An 18,792-nucleotide genomic window follows, 5' to 3' on the forward strand; every position below is an offset into this window, starting at 1 on the left:
GGGGAGCACCGCCAATTCAAGAAAAGAGAATCAATGAAACCATCAGCTTATGTCATCGCCCTGTCCACCGTGTTGATCGCCGGTTGCGGCGGCGGATCGTCGGATAACTCCAGCGCGCCCGCAGCCGCGCCGGCGCCGGTTGTTGCCGTACCAGCGCCAGTTCCAGCGCCAGTGCCCGTGGCGACGCCAGAGCCGGTTGCCGTGACGCCTGCACCGGCACCTGTGCCGGCTCCTGCTCCTGCTCCTGCACCTGCTCCAGATCCAGTGCAGGCTCCGACGCCTGCCCCGGCGCCAGTCCAGGTGTCGACCCCTGCTCCTGCCCCGGCGACCGCAGCAACACCCACGCTCGCGGAATGTTTCAAGCTAACGCCGGGCGTGAAGTACGTCGACACGTATGGCAATACGCAAGCAGTAAGCAATGCCGTTTTTGAAGGCATCCCGACCATCGCGATGACGGAAACGCGGACCGATGGCACGCTGTTTGGTATCGTGTACCAGCACGTTATCGGCAACACCTTATACATGCCGGGCATTTTCGACTACACCTCGAATAACATCCCATCCGGAAAATTCGTGAATTCGGCGGATGCCAAAATAGCGCTCGATCTCGTCCCTGGCCAGTCGACTGTAACCCATTACACCGTCACCCGGACCGCGTATCCGGCGAACACCACCAGCATTGAGTCGGAAACGGTGGCATTCACGTTCGTCGGATTCGAGACCATCACGGTAGCGAGCCGCACGTTTGCCAATGCCTGCAAAATCACGTTCGCGCCGGAGAAGAACGGCGATATCCACACCACGTGGATTGCCAGCGGTTTCGGCTCGGCGCGCGCCTACACCAAGGATGCCAAGGGCGCCACCGTGCAGGGCAGCTTCAACGAGATCGTCAAGATTCTCGCCGCACCCTGATTCCCCTGACGCCTGCCCCAACCGGGCGCAGGCAATACCGGCCCTCGGCGCAGGGCCGGCATCCGCGTACCTCGTCCCCTTCCCCCATTCCAGTAAAGCTCACACAACCTGATACAAAGTTGTGGAGTCAGTGCAAAGCCAGTTTGCTACACTAGCAACGCTGCATACACCAACAATACTGGAGACACCATGAAAGCACTGACAACAGCCACCCTGATCGCCGCCATGCTGGCCATGACGCCGGCAATGGCGCAGGAAACAGCGTCCCCGGTCGGCCTGTGGAAAAACATCGATGACGTGACCGGCAAGCCGAAGGCGCTGATCCGCATCAGCGAGAACAACGGCGAGATCCAGGGCAAGCTGGAAAAACTGTTCCGCCCCGAAGGCACCGAGCAGAATCCCAAGTGCAACAAGTGCGAAGGCGTCAACAAGGACCAGCCGATCCTCGGCATGACCTTCATGAGCGGCCTGAAAAAAGAAGGCGACGAATACACCGGCGGCCAGATCCTCGACCCGGACAACGGCAAGGTCTACAAGAGCAAGCTGAAAGTCGTCGAAGGCGGCAAGAAGCTCAACGTGCGCGGCTATGTCGGCATGCCGATGTTCGGCCGCTCCCAGGTCTGGGTGCGCGAAGAGTAAGCTGCTGTTCTGCGCGTCCTGCGCTGCGGCGATCGAGATTATTGCTGATCGCCAAGCTCTCCTCTGTTATTATCTAAAGCGCAAGGTTGCCATGGCATACATGGCAGCGTTTTATCACGTTAACTCACTATTGGACCTGACATGATCATCGACCATCTTGGCTTTTCGGTAAGTAACTATGAGGACAGCAAAACCTTCTTCGGCAAGGCGCTTGCGCCGCTCGGCATTTCGCTGGTCGCCGAAGTCAAAGGCTGGGCGGGGCTGGGCAAGCAGGGCAAGCCGGAATTCTGGTTCGGCCAGGGCGGTCCCGCGCTCGGGCAGATGCATGTGGCCTTCGCGGCCGAGAACCGCGAACAGGTGCGCCAGTTCTACGCCGCCGCGCTCGAAGCGGGAGCGAAAGACAACGGCGCGCCCGGCATCCGCGCCCACTACCATCCGGACTATTACGGCGCCTTTGTCATCGGACCCGATGGCCACAATATCGAAGCGGTGTGCCACACGCCTGAAGCCTGACGCGCAGTCGCGCCCATGTCGCGCCTGAGGAACCGTCGGCCCGTGCCGCAGCGCGAGCGCGACATCGCCCGCCTGCGCGGCAAGCTCGAACGCGAGAAGTCATTGCCATGAAACGCGCGCCGCGCTGACGGGCATGGCGTCGCGACGCTACTGCGCCCCGATCGGAATGACCTTGCGCGGCCCCTTGCGCTGCGCGCTCTGCTGCGCGATGCTGGCGCGGATCGTGGCCAGCTGCTCGCCGCTGCGGTACAGCAGGTTGTAGCTTTCGAACGGGATCATCTTCCCGTCCGGCTGCGCAAAGTGGATGCATGATTTTTTCAGCGCGCGCACATCGAGCGAATAGGCGTCCATGAACTGCACGATCAGCACGCGGAACACGTTCTCGTAACCCAGGCCGGCCGGCGCGTCGATCAGCGGCAGGCAGCACATCAGCTCCGACAGGCAGTTGGCCTGCGACTCGGGCGAATGATTGGTCGCGAACAGCTTGAAGATGTGCTCCTTCATGCTCTTTTTGAGCGTCTCGTCGCGCTCGAAGACGATGGTGTTGCCGCTGCCTTCGACCAGCGTTTGCGGATCGAGGTAGCGCGTCAGCGGCACCGCCTGGCCGGCCGTCTTGAGCGCATACGCCATGGCCAGCGTGTCCGGGTTGCAGGGCACCGGCACGATATCGGCCAGCGTGAACAGGGATGTCTGCTCGGTGATCTTGCGCCGTATTTCGGACACCGTGAGGCGGTGCGCGCGCGGATCGTAGCGCTCCACCCGGCCGGCATCCTGGATCGGCTGCAAGGTCACGCCGCGCACGCAGGGCTGGGTCAGGGCGAAGTCGATGATGGCGCCGATTTCGTCGTCGTTGAGGCCCTTCTTGAGCGTGACCACCAAGGTAGTAGAGAGCTGCGCCGCGTTCAGGTTGGCCAGCGCCTGCGCGCGGATGCGGGTCAGGTCGGCGCCGCGCAATGCCTTGTGCACCTCGCTGCGCAGCGAATCGAACTGCAGGTAGACCTCGATGCCAGGCGCGTAGGTGGCCAGGCGGCGCGCAAAGGCCGGGTCCTGCGCCAATACGATGCCGTTGGTGTTGACCATGACGTGCTTGATCGGGCGCGCCTTGGCCGCGTCGAGAATGTCCCAGAAGCGCGGGTGCAGGGTCGGCTCGCCGCCGGAGAGCTGCATCACGTCCGCTTCGCCCTCGTTGGCCACCACCGCGTCGAGCATCCTGATGATGTCGTCGAAGGGTTTGTGCAGTTCGCGGTGGGTGCCGCTTTCGGCGTAACACACGGGGCAGTTCAGATTGCAGTTGTCGGTGATTTCGACGATCGACAGGCAGGAATGCTGCATGTGATCGGGACACAGGCCGCAGTCGTACGGGCAACCGTACTGCATCGGCGTGTTGAAGGTTTGCGGCATTTCGGGATGCTTGACGAAGACTTCGCGGCACAGGCGATAGTAATCGACATCGTCGCTCACCAGCACGCGTTCGGCGCCATGCGCGCTGCACCACTTGTCCATGAAGACATCGCTGCCCTTGAAAATGATCTTGGCCTCGACCGGATGCAGGCAGGTCGAACAGACCGAGGTGGTGGTGTCGTAAAACAGGTAGGGACGGATTTTGCGGCTCATGGTTCGATCGCTTTCAGTGGCGCCGGCGCGCCGAGCTGCCGGGCGAGCAAGGGAAGATAACAGAGCAGCGCAGCCAGGCACACCAGCTGCACGCCGCCCAGGCCCGCGCCATAATCGTAGCGCAGGGGCTTGATGGCGTCGACCGCGAGGCGCCAGGCCAGGTAGCCGAACAAGAACAGCTTGAACATCAAACCCGGCTTGTCGCGCCAGCGCGCGCGCAGCGCCAGCAGCAGGCCGCCCCACGCGAGCACGAACAGGATGTCATAGAGCTGGGTGGGATGGCGCGCAATGCCGTCGCCGAAATCGACGCCCCAGGGCAGCGCGGTGGCCTTGCCGTAGGTGCCATCATTCAGGCCCGCCAGAAAACAGCCGACGCGTCCGAGCGCGATGCCGGCCATGAGCGGCAGTACGAACTGGTCGCCGGTGGACTGGCGCTGGCCGGTCAGTTTCTTGGCGATTTCCACACCCAGCAAGCCGCCCAGCAGGCCGCCGACAATCGAGGTGCCCGACATCCAGATGCTGATGGCGCCCGCATGCGCGGCCCACAGATGCGGGTACTCGATCCAGAACACCAGCTTGTTGCCGGTGGCGGCGCCGAGGATGCAGCCGATGACGACGGCGTAGCCGCTGCCGCTGAGGATGCCGCTGGCGCCGCTGCGGGCGCGCTGGCGCCGGTACAGCTGCATGCCGATGGCAATCGCGGTCCACTCGAACAACAGATGGACGGCATGGGCAGCGCCGGGGGATAGGGGCAGCGTCATTGCTCCGACTGCGGCGGCGCGCCTGCCTTGCGTAAGCGGCGGTAGATACCCCAGCCAAGCATGGCGGAAAGGGTCACGCCGATGAGCCCAAAGACGAGCAATTCGTTCGCTGCCGCGGGTCCCGAGTGTGCGGCAAGATACAGTCCGAGCACGCCACACGCACCGATGCCGACCATGGCGATCAAGGCAATCAACAAGACGACGGCGCGTAGAAAGGACACAACTGCCTCACGAGAAATGGGCGTTCACGATGCTAGCGAACGCCGGCTCACTTACCGGATGCCCTAAACGCTCTATTGAGCTTTCTGACAAGAAACCAGGCAAGCGTCGCGCAGATCGCCAGCCCAGCCAGGCCCATAAAGAAAGTGCCATCGAACATGTTTGCCGCGTCGGTGTATGGGCGGAAACCGATCATTACGCCGAGCACACCGCACAACCCGAAGCCGACCATGGCAAGCGCGGCGACCAAGATGCCAACAATACGTAAGAACTTCATGGATAGCCTTGCAGAAATCGTCGTCGTTCGTCGGAGCGTGCGGTCATTGTACGCCGCTTCAGGGGCGTTTGACGTGGCGCGCCAGATGGCGGTCGAGCTGGTTGGCGAAGTTCTGGCGGTCGGCCTGGCCGAAGGGCGCCGGGCCGCCGGTGTCCACGCCGCTGCCGCGCAATTCATCCATGAACTTGCGCATGGTAAGCATCTGGGCGATGTTGTCGTTGGTGTAGAACTCACCGCGCGGATTGAGCGCGAAGCCGCCCTTGAGCAGCACGTCGGCGGCCAGCGGAATGTCGCCGGTCACCACCAGGTCGCCAGGATTGAGCAGGCGCACGATTTCGGCATCGGCCACATCGGCCCCGGACGGCACCTGCACCGCGCGCACGAAGCGCGATGGCGGCACCCGCATGAGCTGGTTGGCGACCAGGGTCACGTTCAGTTGCAGGCGCTCGGCCACGCGGTACAGGATGTCTTTGATCACGACCGGGCAAGCATCGGCATCGACCCAGATTTGCATCATCTTCAGTTCTTTCTTGACGGGTTGGCAGCGGATGCGCGCAGTATAGCGCTTCGCCTTGGCGCCTCGCCTTGGCGCCTCGCCTTGGCGCTGTGTTGGCACCGTAACGAAACGTGTGTTATCTTTCGACAAGTTTAATAATTATCATGCAATTTTTCCTTTGAACCTTGCCGGACACTGGTCCGTTGCATCAAACGGAGTCCGGATGTTACCTATACAGGCGCTCGCTTTCCTGGCGGGCCTGGCGGCCTTGTTCGCCACCTCGATCACCTTGCTGCCGCCGGCGCAGCTGCATCCGTTTGCCGGCGGCGCGACCTTGCCGGCGATGGTGATGGGTATTCTGGCGTTCGCCAGTGGATATTTCTTCTTTGCGGTGAGCGGCTACCGCACGCTGCGCTCGGCCTGGCGGCGCAGGCTGGCGGCGCTGATCGTGCTGTTCCAGCTGTTGTCGGGCGGCGCGATGATCTACCGCTATCCGGAACCAGCCGCGCTGGGCGTAATGTTATCGCTGCTGTGCGTATCGGTGTTCATGTTCACGTCGTTTGTGTGGCCGGCCAGGCGCGACCCGGGGTATCGGCCGGCGCGCTGGCGCAAGCACGCAGAGGACGGCCTGCCGGGTAAGTAGGGGCACACTTATCCAAGGTTCACATCGACTGGCAACGCACGCCAGCGCGAGCGATGCACCGGTACCGCCGATGAGCAACCTTGATCCAGCGTCATTTGCAGAGCATACTCCGCAGTCCGCAACGCTTGGAATTGGCTGTCATGAACAACCCCCATCTCACGGCAACAGTCTGCTTCGCGCTGGCAGTCGCCCTGTACTTCTACATGCCGTCGAAGGAATACGCAGCCGGTTTTGCGCTGCTCGGCATGTTTTTCGAACTCTCTGCCTGGAAGAAATTCCTGACGAGGAATCGGAAAAATCCGCCGCCAGACCAGTAATTTCATGGGATTTGAGGATATAAATGAACTTAAATGACGAGACTGTGCGCAAGGCGCAGCTGAAGAATATCGCGCGGTTTCGACGCCCTCAGTTGTATTTTTTGATCGGCTTTGGCGGTGCGTTGGCGACAATTGCTTACGCTGATCATACTTCCAACAATTCATTTGTCCTGTTTTTGATTGCTTTTTCCTTAATCGTTTTCGCAGTAATTTCTTTGATGCGATATCGGTGTCCAAACTGCGGCAACTTGCCCTTCGCAGTTGCGGGAGAAACAGATCAGGTGGAAGCCAGGGTCACCGCAGGGGTTGCTCTGTTTCCTGCGAAATGTAAATGCTGCGGATATTACTTGTCGAAGCGTCGGCTCAAACAAGACAGCGCGAGCTAGCCGGTGCGCCCGTGGATGTATGAACACGGCGGGCGACTATGGCGGTTATTTATACGATGAATGCAGTGCGATGATCGTCATATCAGTGGCGGGGGGCGGACGGAAATGATCCAACCCGGCGCCTGGCAAGGTGACGTTTATGCTTGCGACGTTAAAATTTGCCTAAGGCCTTGCACCGAAAGAAATTTTAAGAAATGGCAGAAGATTATTTCCCCCCCGGCGAACCGCTGAGCAGTTCAATGCGCGCCTCTGTTCGCCCGCTAGTGCTCTTGCTGGAGACGGTAATATTAATACTTACTACGTTTGAAATGTTCATCATGTTTTCATTCATGCTAACGGGAAAACAGCATCAGCAGTCATCATCGTTTTATATGGCTTCTTCTGTTTTCATGCTGGGAGTATTCGGTCATCTATTTTTGTGTGCCGGTTTTTTTCGATATCTGGTATATAGAAGGCAATGGTCTGGCCACCTTCCCAATATTGCCAGATATGCATTAATCATCGGAATTCTGGCAGACCTTTTCATTTTTTATACCTTGTCCACTACAGGACCGGGCACAGTTGGATTAGGGGTCGGCGGCTGGCTGATCGTAAGTGTGGCATTTGGAGGCCCTATCGCGGTAGCAGGACATGTGCTGCATGCAATGCGGACCGGGAAGAATCGCGATTTGCCGCTTTGTAAAGCAGGAACAAATTACAAATGGCCACCTTAATCGATAATATCATCGGCAAGTTGTCTTTCGACTATGGCTGGACACGCCCGTATAAGCTATGTTTTCTTGATGAGCCAATTGTTGTCCGATTGTCCGTTTCGGGTGACGAAGATGGTTTTATCCAGGAGAATCAGCGTTCCGCATTTGCTAACTTTGATGCAAATCTGGATGTCCACGTCAAGAACGCGGAAGCGGCAATATTTGAATACTATTCGGGCATTTTTTCTGAATGCCGAGAGAAATTTGGTGCGGAATTCGCCGACCAAATGGCGCCGATCATCACGCAAAAAGAGCAACTGAAGATTCTTATAAAACCTACCAGTTTATTTATCCCGGAATCATTCGACTCAGATGATCGGATTGTCGGTTTACTGTATAACTGCTCTTGGGATACAAGTCTCGACCTGGCCGTAAAATTTATCAATGAAAATATTGATGAAATTGGTCCGCAAGATATTATATTGTGATGTGATCGCGAACAAGACTACTTCTCCGCGCGAGTCGTCCGGCAAGCAGCCCGGCGGTCAAGCCGGTCGCAAGGGCGCCGCACTTAGCTGTTTTACAGCATTCTCCCAGACATACTGATCATCCGCTGACCCAACAGAGCGACGTCAGATCTCCATGTTCAGATTTGGCATTCTCGACTTTTTATAATGATCGTCCCTAGAGATCAAATGCTGTTCTTATGTGAAATAATCATCTTGTACGATGATATTGACCTTCCGGATGCAGGAGTATTTTGTCCGTCATACTGGGAAGCCGAGCACTTTGATTCCGACGGAGATTTTTACTATTATGGTATTGAATCCCGCTGGACCAATCTTGAGCTGTTGAAGTTTTATGGCGACCAGGAACAGAGCAGCTTCGACGTCAACGTTTATCGGGAGAAGAACCGACTTTACGAGCCTGGAATCTTGGAGGCGTCTGATTTAAGCAGATATATCGACTACAAAAATCAAGGCCGCTACAAATACGTGGACAGCATTCATCAGGCCTCAAACCTGTGCGTTGCCTCGCTTTGCGTGGAGACCAGCAGGATCGAAGATTACCGGGAGTTTCTGATGGCTGTTCACACTTTTCTCGCCCATACGCATGGCAGAACTACCAATTTGAACCAATATTATGCGGCGGATGCGTTCATGACGGAGGTAATCCGGCCTTCACCATCGTTTGGAACTTAATATGCCGGCTGCAAGGCAATGATTGCCATCCCGACCAACGCCAATGCCGCCCCTGCATAATCGTAAGGCGTCAGCGCCACGCCATCGACGAATCGCAACCATAACAGGGCGACGCAGATGTAAGCCCCACCGTAGGCGGCATACGTCCGGCCTGCCGCCGCAGGGTGCAGCGTCAGAAGCCAGGCAAACAGGGCTAGCGACACGGCCGCCGGTATCAGGAGCCAGGCCGCCCTGCCTTGCTTGAGCACCAGCCAGGGCAGATAGCAGCCGACGATTTCCGCCAGCGCGGTCACGAAAAACAGTCCAGCCAGCTTCAGGATATTCAAGCAGCGCCCTTTGAATTGATGTCAGCCCAGATCGGGCCAAGCAAGATCCCTACCGAAATACGCGCTCCACCGGCAACCGGGCACGTGCCTCCTCCAGCCGCCCCGCTTCCACCAGCGCATGAATCTCGTGCGCCAGCGGCGTGACGTCGGTGATGCCGCGTATCCATTGCGTCACGTACAGCTTCACCGCTTCCTTGCTCAGCCCGATCTGGATCGAGCGGTAAGGCAGCTTGTACAGATGCAGGTCGCGCTCCGGGTCCCACTGTATGCGCACCGGAAACAGATCCTTGTTGAACCCGCCGGGCGCGTCGGCATCGCCTTCCGCATGGCTCAGGCAGCCGTGTTCCAGCGCCCACTCAAGCCCTTCCCGGCTGATGTCAATCGCCAGGATGCGGCGCTGGCCGGCATCCTTGAAACCCCATCCGGCGCGGTACATCATCCACAAAAACGATGGCTTGATCCAGGTCATGCGCTCCATCTTGAATGGCGGCGACACGAAGGTTCCCCTGGCAAGGGCGGCGTCGGCAACCTCATCCGAATAAGCCTGGTAGACGCGAATGGTGGCGTCGTCATACACGGCGCGAATCTGGCGCTCGGGCACGTCTGGCGCCTCGTCAATCGTTGATTGCATGCGAATTCCCTCCTAGTTTACGGTAGACAAACCTCGTAAATACCTGCTTGTTCTGGAAGAATTGGGAGGACATACTCCCGAAAAACATTGCTTCCGGAAACCAAAATAGGCGCCGCGTTCAGCGTGGCGACAAGCCCACCATGATGAAAACACTCGCGCTCTCGGCGATCGGCTTCTACCAGCGCCATCTGTCACCCTACAAGGGGTTTTGCTGCGCCTACTGCGCCTACACCGGTAACGCCAGCTGCTCGGCCTTCGGCGCGCGCGCCATCCGCCGCTATGGCGTGTGGGATGGCATGGCGGTGCTGCGCGGACGCCTGCGCAAATGCGGCGTCGCTTATCGCCGCTATCGCCCGCCCCCACCACGTCCCTTGCTGGTGCGCCCGAACCAGGCCGGCGATTGCGATATCCCGTGCGACTGCTCGTGCAACCTGCCGTCCCCTGGCGACGCGTGCGATACCGTGTCCGAATGTATTGATGCCAAAGACTGCTGGGACTGGTGGCGGGACCGCCGCAAACAGCAAGAGGAAGAAGAGCTTATCTACATTCCACCCCAGTCCGACCAGCGCGACGAACGCCGCTGACTCAAGGCGTCAGGTTATCCCACAAGTCACCGGTCGGACTGGTGCGCGGCGCGGAAAGGCCGAAGTGCTGGTACGCCAGCGGCGTGGCAATCCGCCCGCGCGGGGTGCGCTGCAAATAGCCCTGCTGGATCAGATACGGTTCGAGCACGTCTTCGATGGTATCGCTCTCTTCGCCGATGGCCGCCGCCAGGTTGCCGATGCCGACCGGCCCGCCGCCGAACTTGAACAGCACCGCTTCAAGGAGTTTGCGGTCCATGACGTCGAAGCCGACCGAATCGACATCGAGCATGACCAGCGCGGCGTCGGCCATGGGCTTGGTGATTTCACCGGTGCCCTTGACCTCGGCGTAATCGCGCACGCGCCGCAGCAGGCGGTTGGCGATCCGCGGGGTGCCGCGCGCGCGCAGGGCGATTTCGCGCGCGCCTTCTTCGACGATCGGCGCATTCAGGAGCGATGCGCTGCGCGTGACGATGCGCGTCAGTTCCGCCGTGTTATAGAACTCCAGCCGCGCCACGATGCCGAAGCGGTCGCGCAGCGGATTGGTCAGCATGCCGGCGCGCGTGGTCGCCCCCACCAGGGTGAACGGCTGCAAATCGAGCTTGACCGAACGTGCCGCCGGCCCTTCGCCGATCATGATGTCGATCTGGTAGTCTTCCAGTGCCGGATACAGGATTTCTTCCACCACCGGCGAGAGGCGGTGGATCTCGTCGATGAACAGCACGTCATTCGCTTCGAGATTGGTCAATATCGCCGCCAGGTCGCCCGGACGCTCCAGCACCGGGCCGGAGGTCTGGCGCAGGTTCACACCCATCTCGCGCGCGATGATGTGCGCCAGCGTGGTCTTGCCCAAGCCTGGCGGGCCGAACAGCAAGGTGTGGTCGAGCGCTTCGCGCCGCTTGCGCGCCGCCGAAATGAAAATCTCGAGCTGGCCGCGAATCTTTTCCTGGCCGACGTATTCGTCGAGCTGCTTGGGCCGCAGCGCGCGTTCGATCGCCTCTTCGTTGGGCGACGCGGGCGTGGGCGCAATGATGCGCTGCTCGCTGAAATCGTCGGTCTGGATACTCATCGATGAACTTTCGTGTAAATGTTAATGCAGATCAAACTCAGCCTTTGGACAGCGCCTTGAGCGCGAACTTGATGCCGTCCGATACGGTGCTGCCGGCCGGCATATTCTTCAATGCCAAGGTGGCTTCCTTGTCAGAATACCCCAAGGCCAGCAGCGCATTCAACATGTCAGATTTTGCATCGTGCTGCACCACGCCGCCCACCGAACCGAGGTCCGCGCCGAGCTTGCCTTTCAGTTCCAGCAGCAAACGTTCCGCCGTCTTCTTGCCGATCCCGGGCACTTTCACCAGACGCCCCGCTTCCTGCAAGGTCACGGCCTGCGCCAGGTCGTTGACCGTCATGCCGGACAGAATCGACAGCGCCGTGCGCGCCCCCACGCCGGTAATCTTGATCAACTGGCGGAACACGGCGCGCTCGGCGGCGTTGCCGAAGCCAAACAGCAGGTGCGCGTCTTCGCGGATGGCCTGGTGGGTGAACAGGGTGACTTGCGCGCCGAGGGCGGGCAAGTCGTAATAGGTACTCATCGGCACATCGATTTCATAGCCGACGCCGTTGCAATCGACCAGCAACTGCGGTGGATTTTTTTCGAGCAGAGTTCCGGAAATACGTCCGATCATGGGAAGACCTTCAAGCGAGGTTAAACGAGACGGCCGCGCTTCATGCGCAGGCCGGAAAGCGACGGCGCCAGCGCGCCGATCAGCGCCAGCGCGTCGATACTGTTGGCGTGGCAAATGGCCACCCCGAGCGCATCGGCGGCATCGGTACCGGGCAGGCCGGGCAACACCAGCAGGCGCGCCACCATTTCCTGCACCTGTTCCTTGGCCGCCTTGCCGTGGCCGGTGACGGCCTGCTTGACCTGCAGCGCGGTGTACTCGGCCACCGACAGGTCGGCGCCGACCAGCGCCGTAATGGCGGCGCCGCGCGCCTGCCCGAGCAGCAAGGTCGATTGGGGATTGACGTTGACGAAGACTTTTTCCACCGCCGCGCAGTGCGGCTGGTAGGTGCGGACGATCTCGCCGATGCCGTTGAGGATGATCTTGAGACGGCCCGGGAGCTCGCCTTCCGACACCGTCTTGATGGTGCCGGACGCGATGTAGCGCAGCTTGTTGCCCTGCTTTTCGATAAGCCCGAAGCCTGTGGTGCGCAGGCCCGGGTCAATGCCAAGAATAATCATGGACGAATGGTATACCGCCGGAGAAACTTCGGTATACCAAACTTGCGCACCCCGTCGACATTAATGACGGAAATGGCGCGCGCCGGTGTACAGCATCACCACGCCGCGCTCGTCGGCGGCGTCGATCACTTCCTGGTCGCGCATCGAACCACCCGGATGGATCACGCAGGTCGCGCCCGCATCCACCACCACGTCGAGGCCGTCGCGGAACGGGAAGAAGGCATCCGACGCCACCGCCGAACCGGCCAGGGTCAGGCCCGCGTTCTGGGCCTTGATCGAGGCGATCCGGGCCGAGTCGATGCGGCTCATCTGGCCGGCGCCCACGCCCAGGGTCATGCCGTTGGCGCAGAACACAATCGCGTTCGATTTCACGAACTTGGCCACGCGCCAGGCGAACATCATGTCTTGCAATTGCTGCTGGGTCGGCTGCTTCTTGGTGACCACGCGCAGTTCCGCCAAGCCCACATTCTTGGCGTCCGGCGACTGCACCAGCAGACCGCCGCCGACGCGCTTGACGTCGAACGGGTTGTTGGCCGCACCGAGTGGAATTTCCAGCAGGCGCACGTTCTGCTTGGCCGCCATGATGGCGCGCGCCTCGGCGCTGAACGATGGTGCGATCAGCACTTCGACGAACAGCTTGGCGATCGCTTCGGCGGTCTTGCCGTCCAGTTCAACGTTGAGCGCGATGATGCCGCCAAAAGCCGAGGTCGGGTCGGTCTGCAAGGCGCGACTGTACGCGTCCAGCGCATCGGTGCCGATCGCCACGCCGCACGGATTGGCGTGCTTGACGATCACGCAGCCGGCCGGCTGGCCCAGGCCGCCGAGCGACTTGACGCATTCCCAGGCCGCATCGGCATCCGCGATATTGTTGTACGACAGTTCCTTGCCCTGTAATTGCTTGTAGGCGGACAAGGAACCGGCGGCCGGCGCCAGGTCGCGGTAAAACGCGGCCGACTGGTGCGGGTTTTCGCCGTAGCGCATGTCCTGCACTTTTTCGAACGTCATGTTCAGCGTTTGCGGATAGGCGGCGCGCGTGGCGTGCGCCTTGTCTTCGCCCAGGCTGGTCAGGTAATTGGTGATGGCGCCGTCGTATTGCGCAGTGTGAGCGAACACTTTCTTTGCCAGGCGGAATTTGGTGTCGTACGGCACTTCACCGGCCGTCACTTCGGCCAGCACCTGCGCGTAGTCGGTCGGATCGCAGATGACGATCACATCCTTGTGGTTCTTGGCAGCCGAGCGCAGCATGGTCGGGCCGCCGATGTCGATGTTTTCGATCGCGTCTTCCAGCGAACAGTCATCCTTGGCCACGGTGGCCTGGAACGGATAGAGGTTGACCACCACCATGTCGATGGTCGGAATGTCATGCTCGCTCAGCTTGGCAACGTGCTCCGGAAAATCGCGGCGCGCCAGGATGCCGCCATGCACTTTCGGGTGCAGGGTCTTGACCCGGCCGTCCAGCATTTCGGGAAAGCCCGTATAGTCCGCCACTTCCGTGACGGCCACGCCGTTATCGGCCAGCAGCTTGGCGGTGCCGCCGGTGGACAGGATGCCGACGCCGAGCGCGGACAACGCGCGTGCAAAGTCGAGCACGCCGGTCTTGTCGGAAACGGAAATGAGGGCTTGTTTGATCATGGTGAGTGGCCTGGTTGTGGAGTATTCGGTGTTTGCACTGGCGCACCCCTCGGGCGCGATGGGCTCGCGCTCGATAGCACGGCCACTCAGTGTGTGCTAATGACTTATTACAGCAATCCGTGTTCCTGCAATTTCTTCCGCAGGGTATTCCGGTTGATGCCCAACATCTGGGCCGCGTGCGACTGGTTGCCTTCCGCTCGCGTCATGACGACTTCGAGGATCGGCTTTTCGACGGTGAGGACCACCATGTCGTAGATGTTCGATGCCTGCTGCTCGCCCAGGTCGTTGAAATACTCTTCAAGACTCTTCTGGACAACTTCCTGGATACTTTCTTTGCTCATAATATGTTGGTGCTTTTCTGCGGATTAAATGTTTCGCCGCGGCTCTGCAGGCAGCGGTCGTTCCAGTATGTCGTCGTGCTGGCTGAGTGCCGTGTCAGGCTGCCAATGCTACTTGAGCAAGGCCTGCGGGCCGGTATTGTAACCGTTCGCCATGAATGTGTTGGGTTTCAAAAAATGCATCGACGGCGCGCAACTGCGTATCGGTTGATTCGAGCAGGTTCATTTGCTGGCGGAATTCTTCGCCGCCGATCAGGTCGCGTACATACCAGCCGATGTGCTTGCGCGCCGTGCGCACGCCCAAAAACTCGCCGTAAAACGCGTAGTGCGCCTGCAAATGTTCGTTCATCAGTGCGCGCACTTCTTCCACCGCCGGCGCCGGCAGGTGCAGGCCGGTGCGCAGGTAATGGTCGACTTCGCGGCAGATCCATGGCCGGCCCTGGGCCGCGCGCCCGATCATGACCGCGTCGGCCCCGGTAACGGCCAGCACGTGCCTGGCTTTTTCGGGCGTGGTGATGTCGCCGTTGGCCACGACCGGAATGGCGACCGATGCCTTGACGGCGGCAATGGTCTCGTACTCGGCGTCGCCGCTGTAGCCGTCGGCGCGGGTACGGCCGTGCAGGGTCAGCATCTGGATGCCGGCCTGTTCGGCAATGCGGGCGATGCGCAGGGCGTTCTTGTTCTCGCGGTTCCAGCCGGTACGAAATTTCAGGGTGACCGGCACATCGACCGCGCGCACCACGGCGTACAGAATCTGTTCGACCAGGTCTTCGTGTTGCAGCAGGGCCGAACCGCACCAGCTGTTGCACACCTTCTTGACCGGGCAACCCATGTTGATATCGATGATCTGGGCGCCACGGTCGACGTTGAATCTGGCGCAGTCGGCCAGGTCTTGCGGGTCGGCGCCGGCGATCTGGACCGCTTTCGGCTCCATTTCGCCCTCGTGGTCGGTGCGGCGCGAACTCTTTTCGGTGGCCCACAGGCGCGGATTCGAGGCGGCCATTTCGGACACCGCATAGCCGGCGCCCAGCTGCTTGCACAGTTGTCGGAAAGGACGATCCGTCACGCCCGCCATGGGTGCAACGAAAACATTATTGCGTAGCAAGTAAGGACCAATTTGCACGGGCGGGACGCTCAGAGTTTGCGGGAACCCTCTATTTTACCCGAAGTGCTGCTCAATTAATAAGCACTATTTTTCATTTGACAGCACGGCGGCGCCACAAAAAGCGGATCGGGGAGGTTTCTACCGTCTCAGCTGAGCTCGTCAAGCACCTTCGGTTGCAGGTGGCCGACCTCGCCCCAACTGACCAGGCTCAGCTTGCCGGCATGGACGGTGAAGCGGTTGATGCTGGCGTTGAGCACCGGAAAGTCGCGTGGGGTTTCCAGCGACAGGCCGAGGGCGGCGCGGTAGGCGCATTCGAGCACGCCGCCGTGGGCGACCAGCGCCAGGGTCCGGCCGGGATGCCTGTCGCCCCAGTGGACGATGGCCGCGACGGCGCGCTGGTAAAACTGGCGGAACGTTTCGGCCACCCGGGCGCCGGACGGCATCGGCGCATCGATCTCGCGTGCCTGCCAGGCGGCGAACTCGACCGGGAAGCGCTGTTCGATCTCGCTGTACAGCAAGCCTTCGAAGCCGCCGAAACAGCGTTCGCGCAGCAAGGGATCGCGTTGCGCCAGCATGCCGCGCGTGCGCGCCACGGCGTCGGCGGTCGCGGCGGCGCGTTGCAGGTCGCTCGAGACGATCAGGTCGATCCGCTCGCTGGCCAGGGCGTCGGCCGTGGCGGCGGCCTGGCGCAGCCCCTCGTCGTTGAGGGCGATGTCAATATGGCCCTGGAGGCGGCGTTCGGCGTTCCAGGCGGTTTCGCCGTGGCGGATGAGAATGATATTGGTCGGGAGCATGGGAAAGCCGGACACGCCGTGCCCGGCCAGAAAAAAGTTGCGTTGGTTAAGGGACCAGGGTCGCCGCGAGTTCCGGATTGAGCGAATACACGCCCACCATCTGCGCCTCGTCGAGGATGTGGCCGCGAATGGCCAGGCGCGCTTCCGGTCCGCTGAAGCGCCCTTCAAGCGCCAGGCGCGGAATGTCGAGCGCGTAGATGCAGAATATATAGGTATGCACGCGCAGGTCGTTCCACGGCGGACAAGGGCCATCGTAGCCGTAATACTCGCCCGCCATGCCAGGATCGCCCACGAACCAGCTGGTGTAATCGTTTACACCCTGGCGCAAATGGTGTTCGGTGCCGTTTTTGACAGTGAACGGCACCAGCGGCCCCGCTTTGCCGTGCGGCGTGACCCCTTCCGAGAATTTGCCTTCGGTGACCGAGCGCATGGCGACGGGAATATCGACCAGGGTCCAGTGATAGAAATCGGCGCGCGGCAACTCTTCAGCCACCAGCGCGCCTTCCTTGTTAACGTTGGTGCCGACCGTGGGCGCGTCGATATCGTAGCAAAACAGGATCAGCGACTGGGTGCCGGGGGGCACCTCGTCCCAGGCCAGGTGCGGGTTGCGGTTGGTGGACAGGCGGGTGTGCGTATCCGCATCGATCGTGGCAAAGGCGCACGCGGCGGGAATCAGGCCGCCATCGGTAAAGGAATCACTCCAGAGTCTCATCGCAACCTCCTGTACTGATGATATTGACCACAAACGGCCCGCTTAGTTTCATTTTGGGTGCACTTGCAGCCAAAAAGTGACCGGTCCGTCATTCGTCAGCGACACTTTCATGTCGGCGCCGAACTGGCCGGTCTCGACCGTAGCATGACGGGCGCGGGCCTGGCGCACCACATGGTCGAACAGGCGCAAGCCATCCTGCGGGCTGGCAGCCGGGGTGAACGATGGCCGCGTGCCGGATTTGGTGTCGGCCGCCAGGGTGAACTGGGGGACCAGCAGCAAGCCGCCGTTGATGTCCGTCACGCTGCGGTTCATCTTGCCGGCCTCGTCGGAAAACACGCGGTAGCCCAGCAATTTGGTCAGCAGGGCGTCGCCTTCCTTCTCGCTGTCGCCCTTTTCGGCGCACAGCAAGACCAGTAAACCGGCGTCGATGGCGCCGATGGTGGCGCCATCGACCACCACCTTGGCGTGGCTGACCCGTTGCAGCAGCGCGATCATGCCGTGAAGGTCACGCGCGCGAACTTGCGGCGGCCAACTTGCAGCACGAAATTGCCAGCCTCAATCTTGAGCGCCTTGTCGCTGACGACCGCGCTGTCGATGCGCACGCCGCCTTGGTCGACCATGCGCATCGCTTCCGACGTCGACGCGCACAGTCCGGTTTTTTTGAGCAGGTGGGCGATGCTCATTGGCGCGCCGTCGACCGTCATTTCAGGTGCATCATCCGGAATGCCACCAGCGGAACGATTGTCGAAGTCGGCCAGCGCCTCGTCCGCTGCTTGAGCCGAATGGAACCTCGTCACAATTTCTTTCCCCAGTGCTACTTTTGCATCGCGCGGATTGCGCCCGCCGTCGATTTCAGCCTTGAGAGCGGCGATGTCGGCCATCGAACGGAACGAGAGCAGTTCGTAGTAGCGCCACATCATGACGTCCGAGATCCTCATCAGCTTGCCAAACATGGTGTTAGCCGGTTCGGTAATGCCGATATAGTTGTTCTTCGACTTGGACATCTTGTCCACGCCGTCCAGACCTTCAAGCAGCGGCATGGTCAGGATACACTGCTGTTCCTGGCCGTAATCCTTCTGCAGCTCGCGGCCGACCAGCAAATTGAATTTCTGGTCGGTCCCGCCCAGCTCCAGGTCGGCCTTCAGGGCGACCGAATCGTACCCCTGCATCAAAGGATAAAGGAACTCGTGGATCGATATTGGTGTCCCACTCTTGAAACGCTTGGTGAAGTCGTCGCGTTCCATCATGCGGGCAACGGTATAACGCGAGGACAACTGGATCATGCCGCGCGCGCCGAGCGGGTCGCACCACTCGGAGTTGTAGCGAATTTCCGTGCGCGACGGGTCCAGCACCAGCGACGCCTGCTTGAAGTAGGTCATCGCGTTTTCTTCGATCTGCTCTTTGGTGAGCGGCGGGCGCGTGACGTTGCGGCCCGACGGATCGCCGATCATCGAGGTGAAGTCGCCGATCAAAAAGATGACCTGGTGGCCGAGGTCTTGCAGCTGGCGCATCTTGTTCAGCACCACGGTGTGGCCCAGGTGCAGGTCGGGGGCGGTCGGGTCGAGGCCGAGCTTGATGCGCAGCGGGGTGCCGGTTTTTTCGGAGCGCGCCAGTTTTTGGGCGAATTCGCTCTCGATCAGCAGCTCGTCGACGCCGCGCTTGGTGATGGCCAGCGCTTCCAGCACGGTGTCCGTCAGCGGCAGTAAAGGTGTCCCTTGCGCAGGGGCGGCAGGCTTGGAAGTGGCAGATGTTGTCATAGG

At 60.6% G+C, this 18,792-nt stretch carries 27 protein-coding genes; 9 read left to right on the plus strand and 18 right to left on the minus strand.

What is annotated here, in order from left to right; genetic code table 11:
* The first annotated feature begins 33 nt into the window (after nucleotides 1-33).
* The 3 genes from F1609_RS34095 (at nucleotide 34) to F1609_RS19760 (ending at nucleotide 2,064) form a co-directional block, all read left to right on the plus strand.
* Nucleotides 34-912 (plus strand): hypothetical protein, encoded by an 879-nt coding sequence (locus F1609_RS34095; protein WP_187363070.1) that lies wholly within the window; start codon nucleotides 34-36, stop codon nucleotides 910-912.
* A gap of 189 nt (nucleotides 913-1,101) precedes the next feature.
* Nucleotides 1,102-1,551: a DUF2147 domain-containing protein gene (locus F1609_RS19755; RefSeq protein ID WP_166870354.1), complete on the plus strand. Its 450-nt coding sequence runs from the start codon at nucleotides 1,102-1,104 to the stop codon at nucleotides 1,549-1,551.
* Between the two features lie 141 nt (nucleotides 1,552-1,692).
* Complete coding sequence (locus tag F1609_RS19760; RefSeq protein WP_187363071.1) at nucleotides 1,693-2,064, plus strand: VOC family protein; 372 nt, start codon at nucleotides 1,693-1,695, stop codon at nucleotides 2,062-2,064.
* Between the two features lie 147 nt (nucleotides 2,065-2,211).
* On the opposite strand, the gene F1609_RS19765 is transcribed toward F1609_RS19760, so the two are convergent.
* Genes F1609_RS19765 through F1609_RS19785 form a run of 5 tightly spaced genes read right to left on the minus strand, consistent with a single transcriptional unit; the run spans nucleotide 2,212 to nucleotide 5,449 of the window.
* Nucleotides 2,212-3,678, minus strand: coding sequence for a radical SAM protein (locus F1609_RS19765; protein ID WP_167078314.1), 1,467 nt, complete (start codon nucleotides 3,676-3,678; stop codon nucleotides 2,212-2,214).
* A complete protein-coding gene (locus tag F1609_RS19770; RefSeq protein ID WP_167078316.1) occupies nucleotides 3,675-4,439 on the minus strand; it encodes a prolipoprotein diacylglyceryl transferase in 765 nt (254 codons plus the stop codon). The genes F1609_RS19765 and F1609_RS19770 overlap by 4 nt, the downstream gene beginning before the upstream one ends.
* Nucleotides 4,436-4,660: a hypothetical protein gene (locus F1609_RS19775; protein ID WP_167078318.1), complete on the minus strand. Its 225-nt coding sequence runs from the start codon at nucleotides 4,658-4,660 to the stop codon at nucleotides 4,436-4,438. Before F1609_RS19775 ends, F1609_RS19770 begins: the two co-directional genes overlap by 4 nt.
* A 47-nt stretch (nucleotides 4,661-4,707) precedes the next feature.
* Nucleotides 4,708-4,935, minus strand: a complete 228-nt coding sequence (locus F1609_RS19780; protein WP_167078320.1) for a hypothetical protein — start codon at nucleotides 4,933-4,935, stop codon at nucleotides 4,708-4,710.
* 58 nt (nucleotides 4,936-4,993) lie between these two features.
* The gene (locus F1609_RS19785; RefSeq protein ID WP_166898485.1) at nucleotides 4,994-5,449 is read right to left on the minus strand and encodes a YaiI/YqxD family protein; all 456 of its coding nucleotides are present in this window, start codon (nucleotides 5,447-5,449) and stop codon (nucleotides 4,994-4,996) included.
* Nucleotides 5,450-5,654: 205 nt separating this feature from the next.
* On the opposite strand from F1609_RS19785, the gene F1609_RS19790 reads away from it, so the two are divergent.
* Nucleotides 5,655-6,074: a hypothetical protein gene (locus F1609_RS19790; protein ID WP_167078322.1), complete on the plus strand. Its 420-nt coding sequence runs from the start codon at nucleotides 5,655-5,657 to the stop codon at nucleotides 6,072-6,074.
* An 8-nt stretch (nucleotides 6,075-6,082) separates the two neighbouring features.
* On the opposite strand, the gene F1609_RS19795 is transcribed toward F1609_RS19790, so the two are convergent.
* Nucleotides 6,083-6,397, minus strand: coding sequence for a hypothetical protein (locus F1609_RS19795; RefSeq protein ID WP_167078323.1), 315 nt, complete (start codon nucleotides 6,395-6,397; stop codon nucleotides 6,083-6,085).
* 17 nt (nucleotides 6,398-6,414) lie between these two features.
* Here F1609_RS19795 and F1609_RS19800 point away from each other — a divergent pair, with 17 nt between their 5' ends.
* From F1609_RS19800 to F1609_RS19815, 4 genes are all read left to right on the plus strand, one after another.
* Nucleotides 6,415-6,777: a hypothetical protein gene (locus F1609_RS19800; protein WP_167078325.1), complete on the plus strand. Its 363-nt coding sequence runs from the start codon at nucleotides 6,415-6,417 to the stop codon at nucleotides 6,775-6,777.
* 194 nt (nucleotides 6,778-6,971) lie between these two features.
* Nucleotides 6,972-7,490: a hypothetical protein gene (locus F1609_RS19805; protein WP_167078327.1), complete on the plus strand. Its 519-nt coding sequence runs from the start codon at nucleotides 6,972-6,974 to the stop codon at nucleotides 7,488-7,490.
* Nucleotides 7,478-7,957 (plus strand): DUF6985 domain-containing protein, encoded by a 480-nt coding sequence (locus tag F1609_RS19810; RefSeq protein WP_167078329.1) that lies wholly within the window; start codon nucleotides 7,478-7,480, stop codon nucleotides 7,955-7,957. The genes F1609_RS19805 and F1609_RS19810 overlap by 13 nt, the downstream gene beginning before the upstream one ends.
* Before the next feature lie 234 nt (nucleotides 7,958-8,191).
* Complete coding sequence (locus F1609_RS19815; RefSeq protein WP_167078331.1) at nucleotides 8,192-8,671, plus strand: hypothetical protein; 480 nt, start codon at nucleotides 8,192-8,194, stop codon at nucleotides 8,669-8,671.
* Here the strand turns inward: F1609_RS19815 and F1609_RS19820 are convergent.
* Together F1609_RS19820 and F1609_RS19825 are read right to left on the minus strand one after the other, a co-directional pair.
* Nucleotides 8,668-8,997 carry a YnfA family protein gene (locus tag F1609_RS19820; RefSeq protein WP_167078333.1) on the minus strand — a complete coding sequence of 110 codons (330 nt, stop codon included), beginning with the start codon at nucleotides 8,995-8,997 and terminating at the stop codon, nucleotides 8,668-8,670. The two genes, F1609_RS19815 and F1609_RS19820, sit on opposite strands and share 4 nt — an antisense overlap.
* A gap of 49 nt (nucleotides 8,998-9,046) precedes the next feature.
* Nucleotides 9,047-9,628 (minus strand): DUF4291 domain-containing protein, encoded by a 582-nt coding sequence (locus tag F1609_RS19825; protein WP_167078335.1) that lies wholly within the window; start codon nucleotides 9,626-9,628, stop codon nucleotides 9,047-9,049.
* 140 nt (nucleotides 9,629-9,768) lie between these two features.
* Between F1609_RS19825 and yidD the strand changes: the two genes are divergently transcribed.
* Nucleotides 9,769-10,212: a membrane protein insertion efficiency factor YidD gene (gene yidD, locus F1609_RS19830; RefSeq protein ID WP_167078337.1), complete on the plus strand. Its 444-nt coding sequence runs from the start codon at nucleotides 9,769-9,771 to the stop codon at nucleotides 10,210-10,212.
* Nucleotide 10,213: 1 nt separating this feature from the next.
* Here yidD and ruvB read toward each other — a convergent pair whose 3' ends face one another.
* The 10 genes from ruvB to tyrS form a co-directional block, all read right to left on the minus strand.
* Nucleotides 10,214-11,278: a Holliday junction branch migration DNA helicase RuvB gene (gene ruvB / locus F1609_RS19835; protein WP_167078339.1), complete on the minus strand. Its 1,065-nt coding sequence runs from the start codon at nucleotides 11,276-11,278 to the stop codon at nucleotides 10,214-10,216.
* Nucleotides 11,279-11,315: 37 nt separating this feature from the next.
* On the minus strand, nucleotides 11,316-11,894 hold the full coding sequence (gene ruvA, locus F1609_RS19840; RefSeq protein ID WP_167078340.1) for a Holliday junction branch migration protein RuvA: 579 nt from the start codon (nucleotides 11,892-11,894) through the stop codon (nucleotides 11,316-11,318).
* Between the two features lie 20 nt (nucleotides 11,895-11,914).
* Complete coding sequence (ruvC, locus tag F1609_RS19845) at nucleotides 11,915-12,451, minus strand: crossover junction endodeoxyribonuclease RuvC (RefSeq protein WP_167078342.1); 537 nt, start codon at nucleotides 12,449-12,451, stop codon at nucleotides 11,915-11,917.
* 60 nt (nucleotides 12,452-12,511) lie between these two features.
* Nucleotides 12,512-14,083, minus strand: a complete 1,572-nt coding sequence (gene purH / locus F1609_RS19850; RefSeq protein ID WP_167078344.1) for a bifunctional phosphoribosylaminoimidazolecarboxamide formyltransferase/IMP cyclohydrolase — start codon at nucleotides 14,081-14,083, stop codon at nucleotides 12,512-12,514.
* Nucleotides 14,084-14,190: 107 nt separating this feature from the next.
* Nucleotides 14,191-14,424 (minus strand): helix-turn-helix domain-containing protein, encoded by a 234-nt coding sequence (locus tag F1609_RS19855; protein ID WP_054266301.1) that lies wholly within the window; start codon nucleotides 14,422-14,424, stop codon nucleotides 14,191-14,193.
* 94 nt (nucleotides 14,425-14,518) lie between these two features.
* Nucleotides 14,519-15,544: a tRNA dihydrouridine synthase DusB gene (gene dusB / locus F1609_RS19860; protein ID WP_167078346.1), complete on the minus strand. Its 1,026-nt coding sequence runs from the start codon at nucleotides 15,542-15,544 to the stop codon at nucleotides 14,519-14,521.
* Between the two features lie 128 nt (nucleotides 15,545-15,672).
* On the minus strand, nucleotides 15,673-16,320 hold the full coding sequence (locus F1609_RS19865; RefSeq protein ID WP_167078349.1) for a histidine phosphatase family protein: 648 nt from the start codon (nucleotides 16,318-16,320) through the stop codon (nucleotides 15,673-15,675).
* A 46-nt stretch (nucleotides 16,321-16,366) separates the two neighbouring features.
* Nucleotides 16,367-17,032 carry a YbhB/YbcL family Raf kinase inhibitor-like protein gene (locus tag F1609_RS19870; protein ID WP_167078351.1) on the minus strand — a complete coding sequence of 222 codons (666 nt, stop codon included), beginning with the start codon at nucleotides 17,030-17,032 and terminating at the stop codon, nucleotides 16,367-16,369.
* Nucleotides 17,033-17,080: 48 nt separating this feature from the next.
* Nucleotides 17,081-17,527: a D-aminoacyl-tRNA deacylase gene (dtd, locus tag F1609_RS19875; protein ID WP_167078353.1), complete on the minus strand. Its 447-nt coding sequence runs from the start codon at nucleotides 17,525-17,527 to the stop codon at nucleotides 17,081-17,083.
* The gene (gene tyrS / locus F1609_RS19880; RefSeq protein ID WP_167078355.1) at nucleotides 17,524-18,789 is read right to left on the minus strand and encodes a tyrosine--tRNA ligase; all 1,266 of its coding nucleotides are present in this window, start codon (nucleotides 18,787-18,789) and stop codon (nucleotides 17,524-17,526) included. Before tyrS ends, dtd begins: the two co-directional genes overlap by 4 nt.
* Between the last annotated feature and the right edge of the window lie 3 nt (nucleotides 18,790-18,792).

The organism is Massilia aquatica (assembly GCF_011682045.1).
GTDB lineage: Bacteria > Pseudomonadota > Gammaproteobacteria > Burkholderiales > Burkholderiaceae_D > Telluria_A > Telluria_A aquatica.

What these genes read in the sequence shown, in the direction of transcription:
- F1609_RS34095 (WP_187363070.1), top strand. Translation starts at nt 34, where the DNA reads ATGAAACCATCAGCTTATGTCATCGCCCTGTCCACCGTGTTGATCGCC.
- F1609_RS19755 (WP_166870354.1), top strand. Translation starts at nt 1,102, where the DNA reads ATGAAAGCACTGACAACAGCCACCCTGATCGCCGCCATGCTGGCCATG.
- F1609_RS19760 (WP_187363071.1), top strand. Translation starts at nt 1,693, where the DNA reads ATGATCATCGACCATCTTGGCTTTTCGGTAAGTAACTATGAGGACAGC.
- F1609_RS19765 (WP_167078314.1), bottom strand. Translation starts at nt 3,678, where the DNA reads ATGAGCCGCAAAATCCGTCCCTACCTGTTTTACGACACCACCACCTCG.
- F1609_RS19770 (WP_167078316.1), bottom strand. Translation starts at nt 4,439, where the DNA reads ATGACGCTGCCCCTATCCCCCGGCGCTGCCCATGCCGTCCATCTGTTG.
- F1609_RS19780 (WP_167078320.1), bottom strand. Translation starts at nt 4,935, where the DNA reads ATGAAGTTCTTACGTATTGTTGGCATCTTGGTCGCCGCGCTTGCCATG.
- F1609_RS19785 (WP_166898485.1), bottom strand. Translation starts at nt 5,449, where the DNA reads ATGCAAATCTGGGTCGATGCCGATGCTTGCCCGGTCGTGATCAAAGAC.
- F1609_RS19790 (WP_167078322.1), top strand. Translation starts at nt 5,655, where the DNA reads ATGTTACCTATACAGGCGCTCGCTTTCCTGGCGGGCCTGGCGGCCTTG.
- F1609_RS19795 (WP_167078323.1), bottom strand. Translation starts at nt 6,397, where the DNA reads ATGAAATTACTGGTCTGGCGGCGGATTTTTCCGATTCCTCGTCAGGAA.
- F1609_RS19800 (WP_167078325.1), top strand. Translation starts at nt 6,415, where the DNA reads ATGAACTTAAATGACGAGACTGTGCGCAAGGCGCAGCTGAAGAATATC.
- F1609_RS19805 (WP_167078327.1), top strand. Translation starts at nt 6,972, where the DNA reads ATGGCAGAAGATTATTTCCCCCCCGGCGAACCGCTGAGCAGTTCAATG.
- F1609_RS19810 (WP_167078329.1), top strand. Translation starts at nt 7,478, where the DNA reads ATGGCCACCTTAATCGATAATATCATCGGCAAGTTGTCTTTCGACTAT.
- F1609_RS19825 (WP_167078335.1), bottom strand. Translation starts at nt 9,628, where the DNA reads ATGCAATCAACGATTGACGAGGCGCCAGACGTGCCCGAGCGCCAGATT.
- yidD (WP_167078337.1), top strand. Translation starts at nt 9,769, where the DNA reads ATGATGAAAACACTCGCGCTCTCGGCGATCGGCTTCTACCAGCGCCAT.
- ruvB (WP_167078339.1), bottom strand. Translation starts at nt 11,278, where the DNA reads ATGAGTATCCAGACCGACGATTTCAGCGAGCAGCGCATCATTGCGCCC.
- ruvA (WP_167078340.1), bottom strand. Translation starts at nt 11,894, where the DNA reads ATGATCGGACGTATTTCCGGAACTCTGCTCGAAAAAAATCCACCGCAG.
- ruvC (WP_167078342.1), bottom strand. Translation starts at nt 12,451, where the DNA reads ATGATTATTCTTGGCATTGACCCGGGCCTGCGCACCACAGGCTTCGGG.
- purH (WP_167078344.1), bottom strand. Translation starts at nt 14,083, where the DNA reads ATGATCAAACAAGCCCTCATTTCCGTTTCCGACAAGACCGGCGTGCTC.
- F1609_RS19855 (WP_054266301.1), bottom strand. Translation starts at nt 14,424, where the DNA reads ATGAGCAAAGAAAGTATCCAGGAAGTTGTCCAGAAGAGTCTTGAAGAG.
- F1609_RS19865 (WP_167078349.1), bottom strand. Translation starts at nt 16,320, where the DNA reads ATGCTCCCGACCAATATCATTCTCATCCGCCACGGCGAAACCGCCTGG.
- F1609_RS19870 (WP_167078351.1), bottom strand. Translation starts at nt 17,032, where the DNA reads ATGAGACTCTGGAGTGATTCCTTTACCGATGGCGGCCTGATTCCCGCC.
- dtd (WP_167078353.1), bottom strand. Translation starts at nt 17,527, where the DNA reads ATGATCGCGCTGCTGCAACGGGTCAGCCACGCCAAGGTGGTGGTCGAT.
- tyrS (WP_167078355.1), bottom strand. Translation starts at nt 18,789, where the DNA reads ATGACAACATCTGCCACTTCCAAGCCTGCCGCCCCTGCGCAAGGGACA.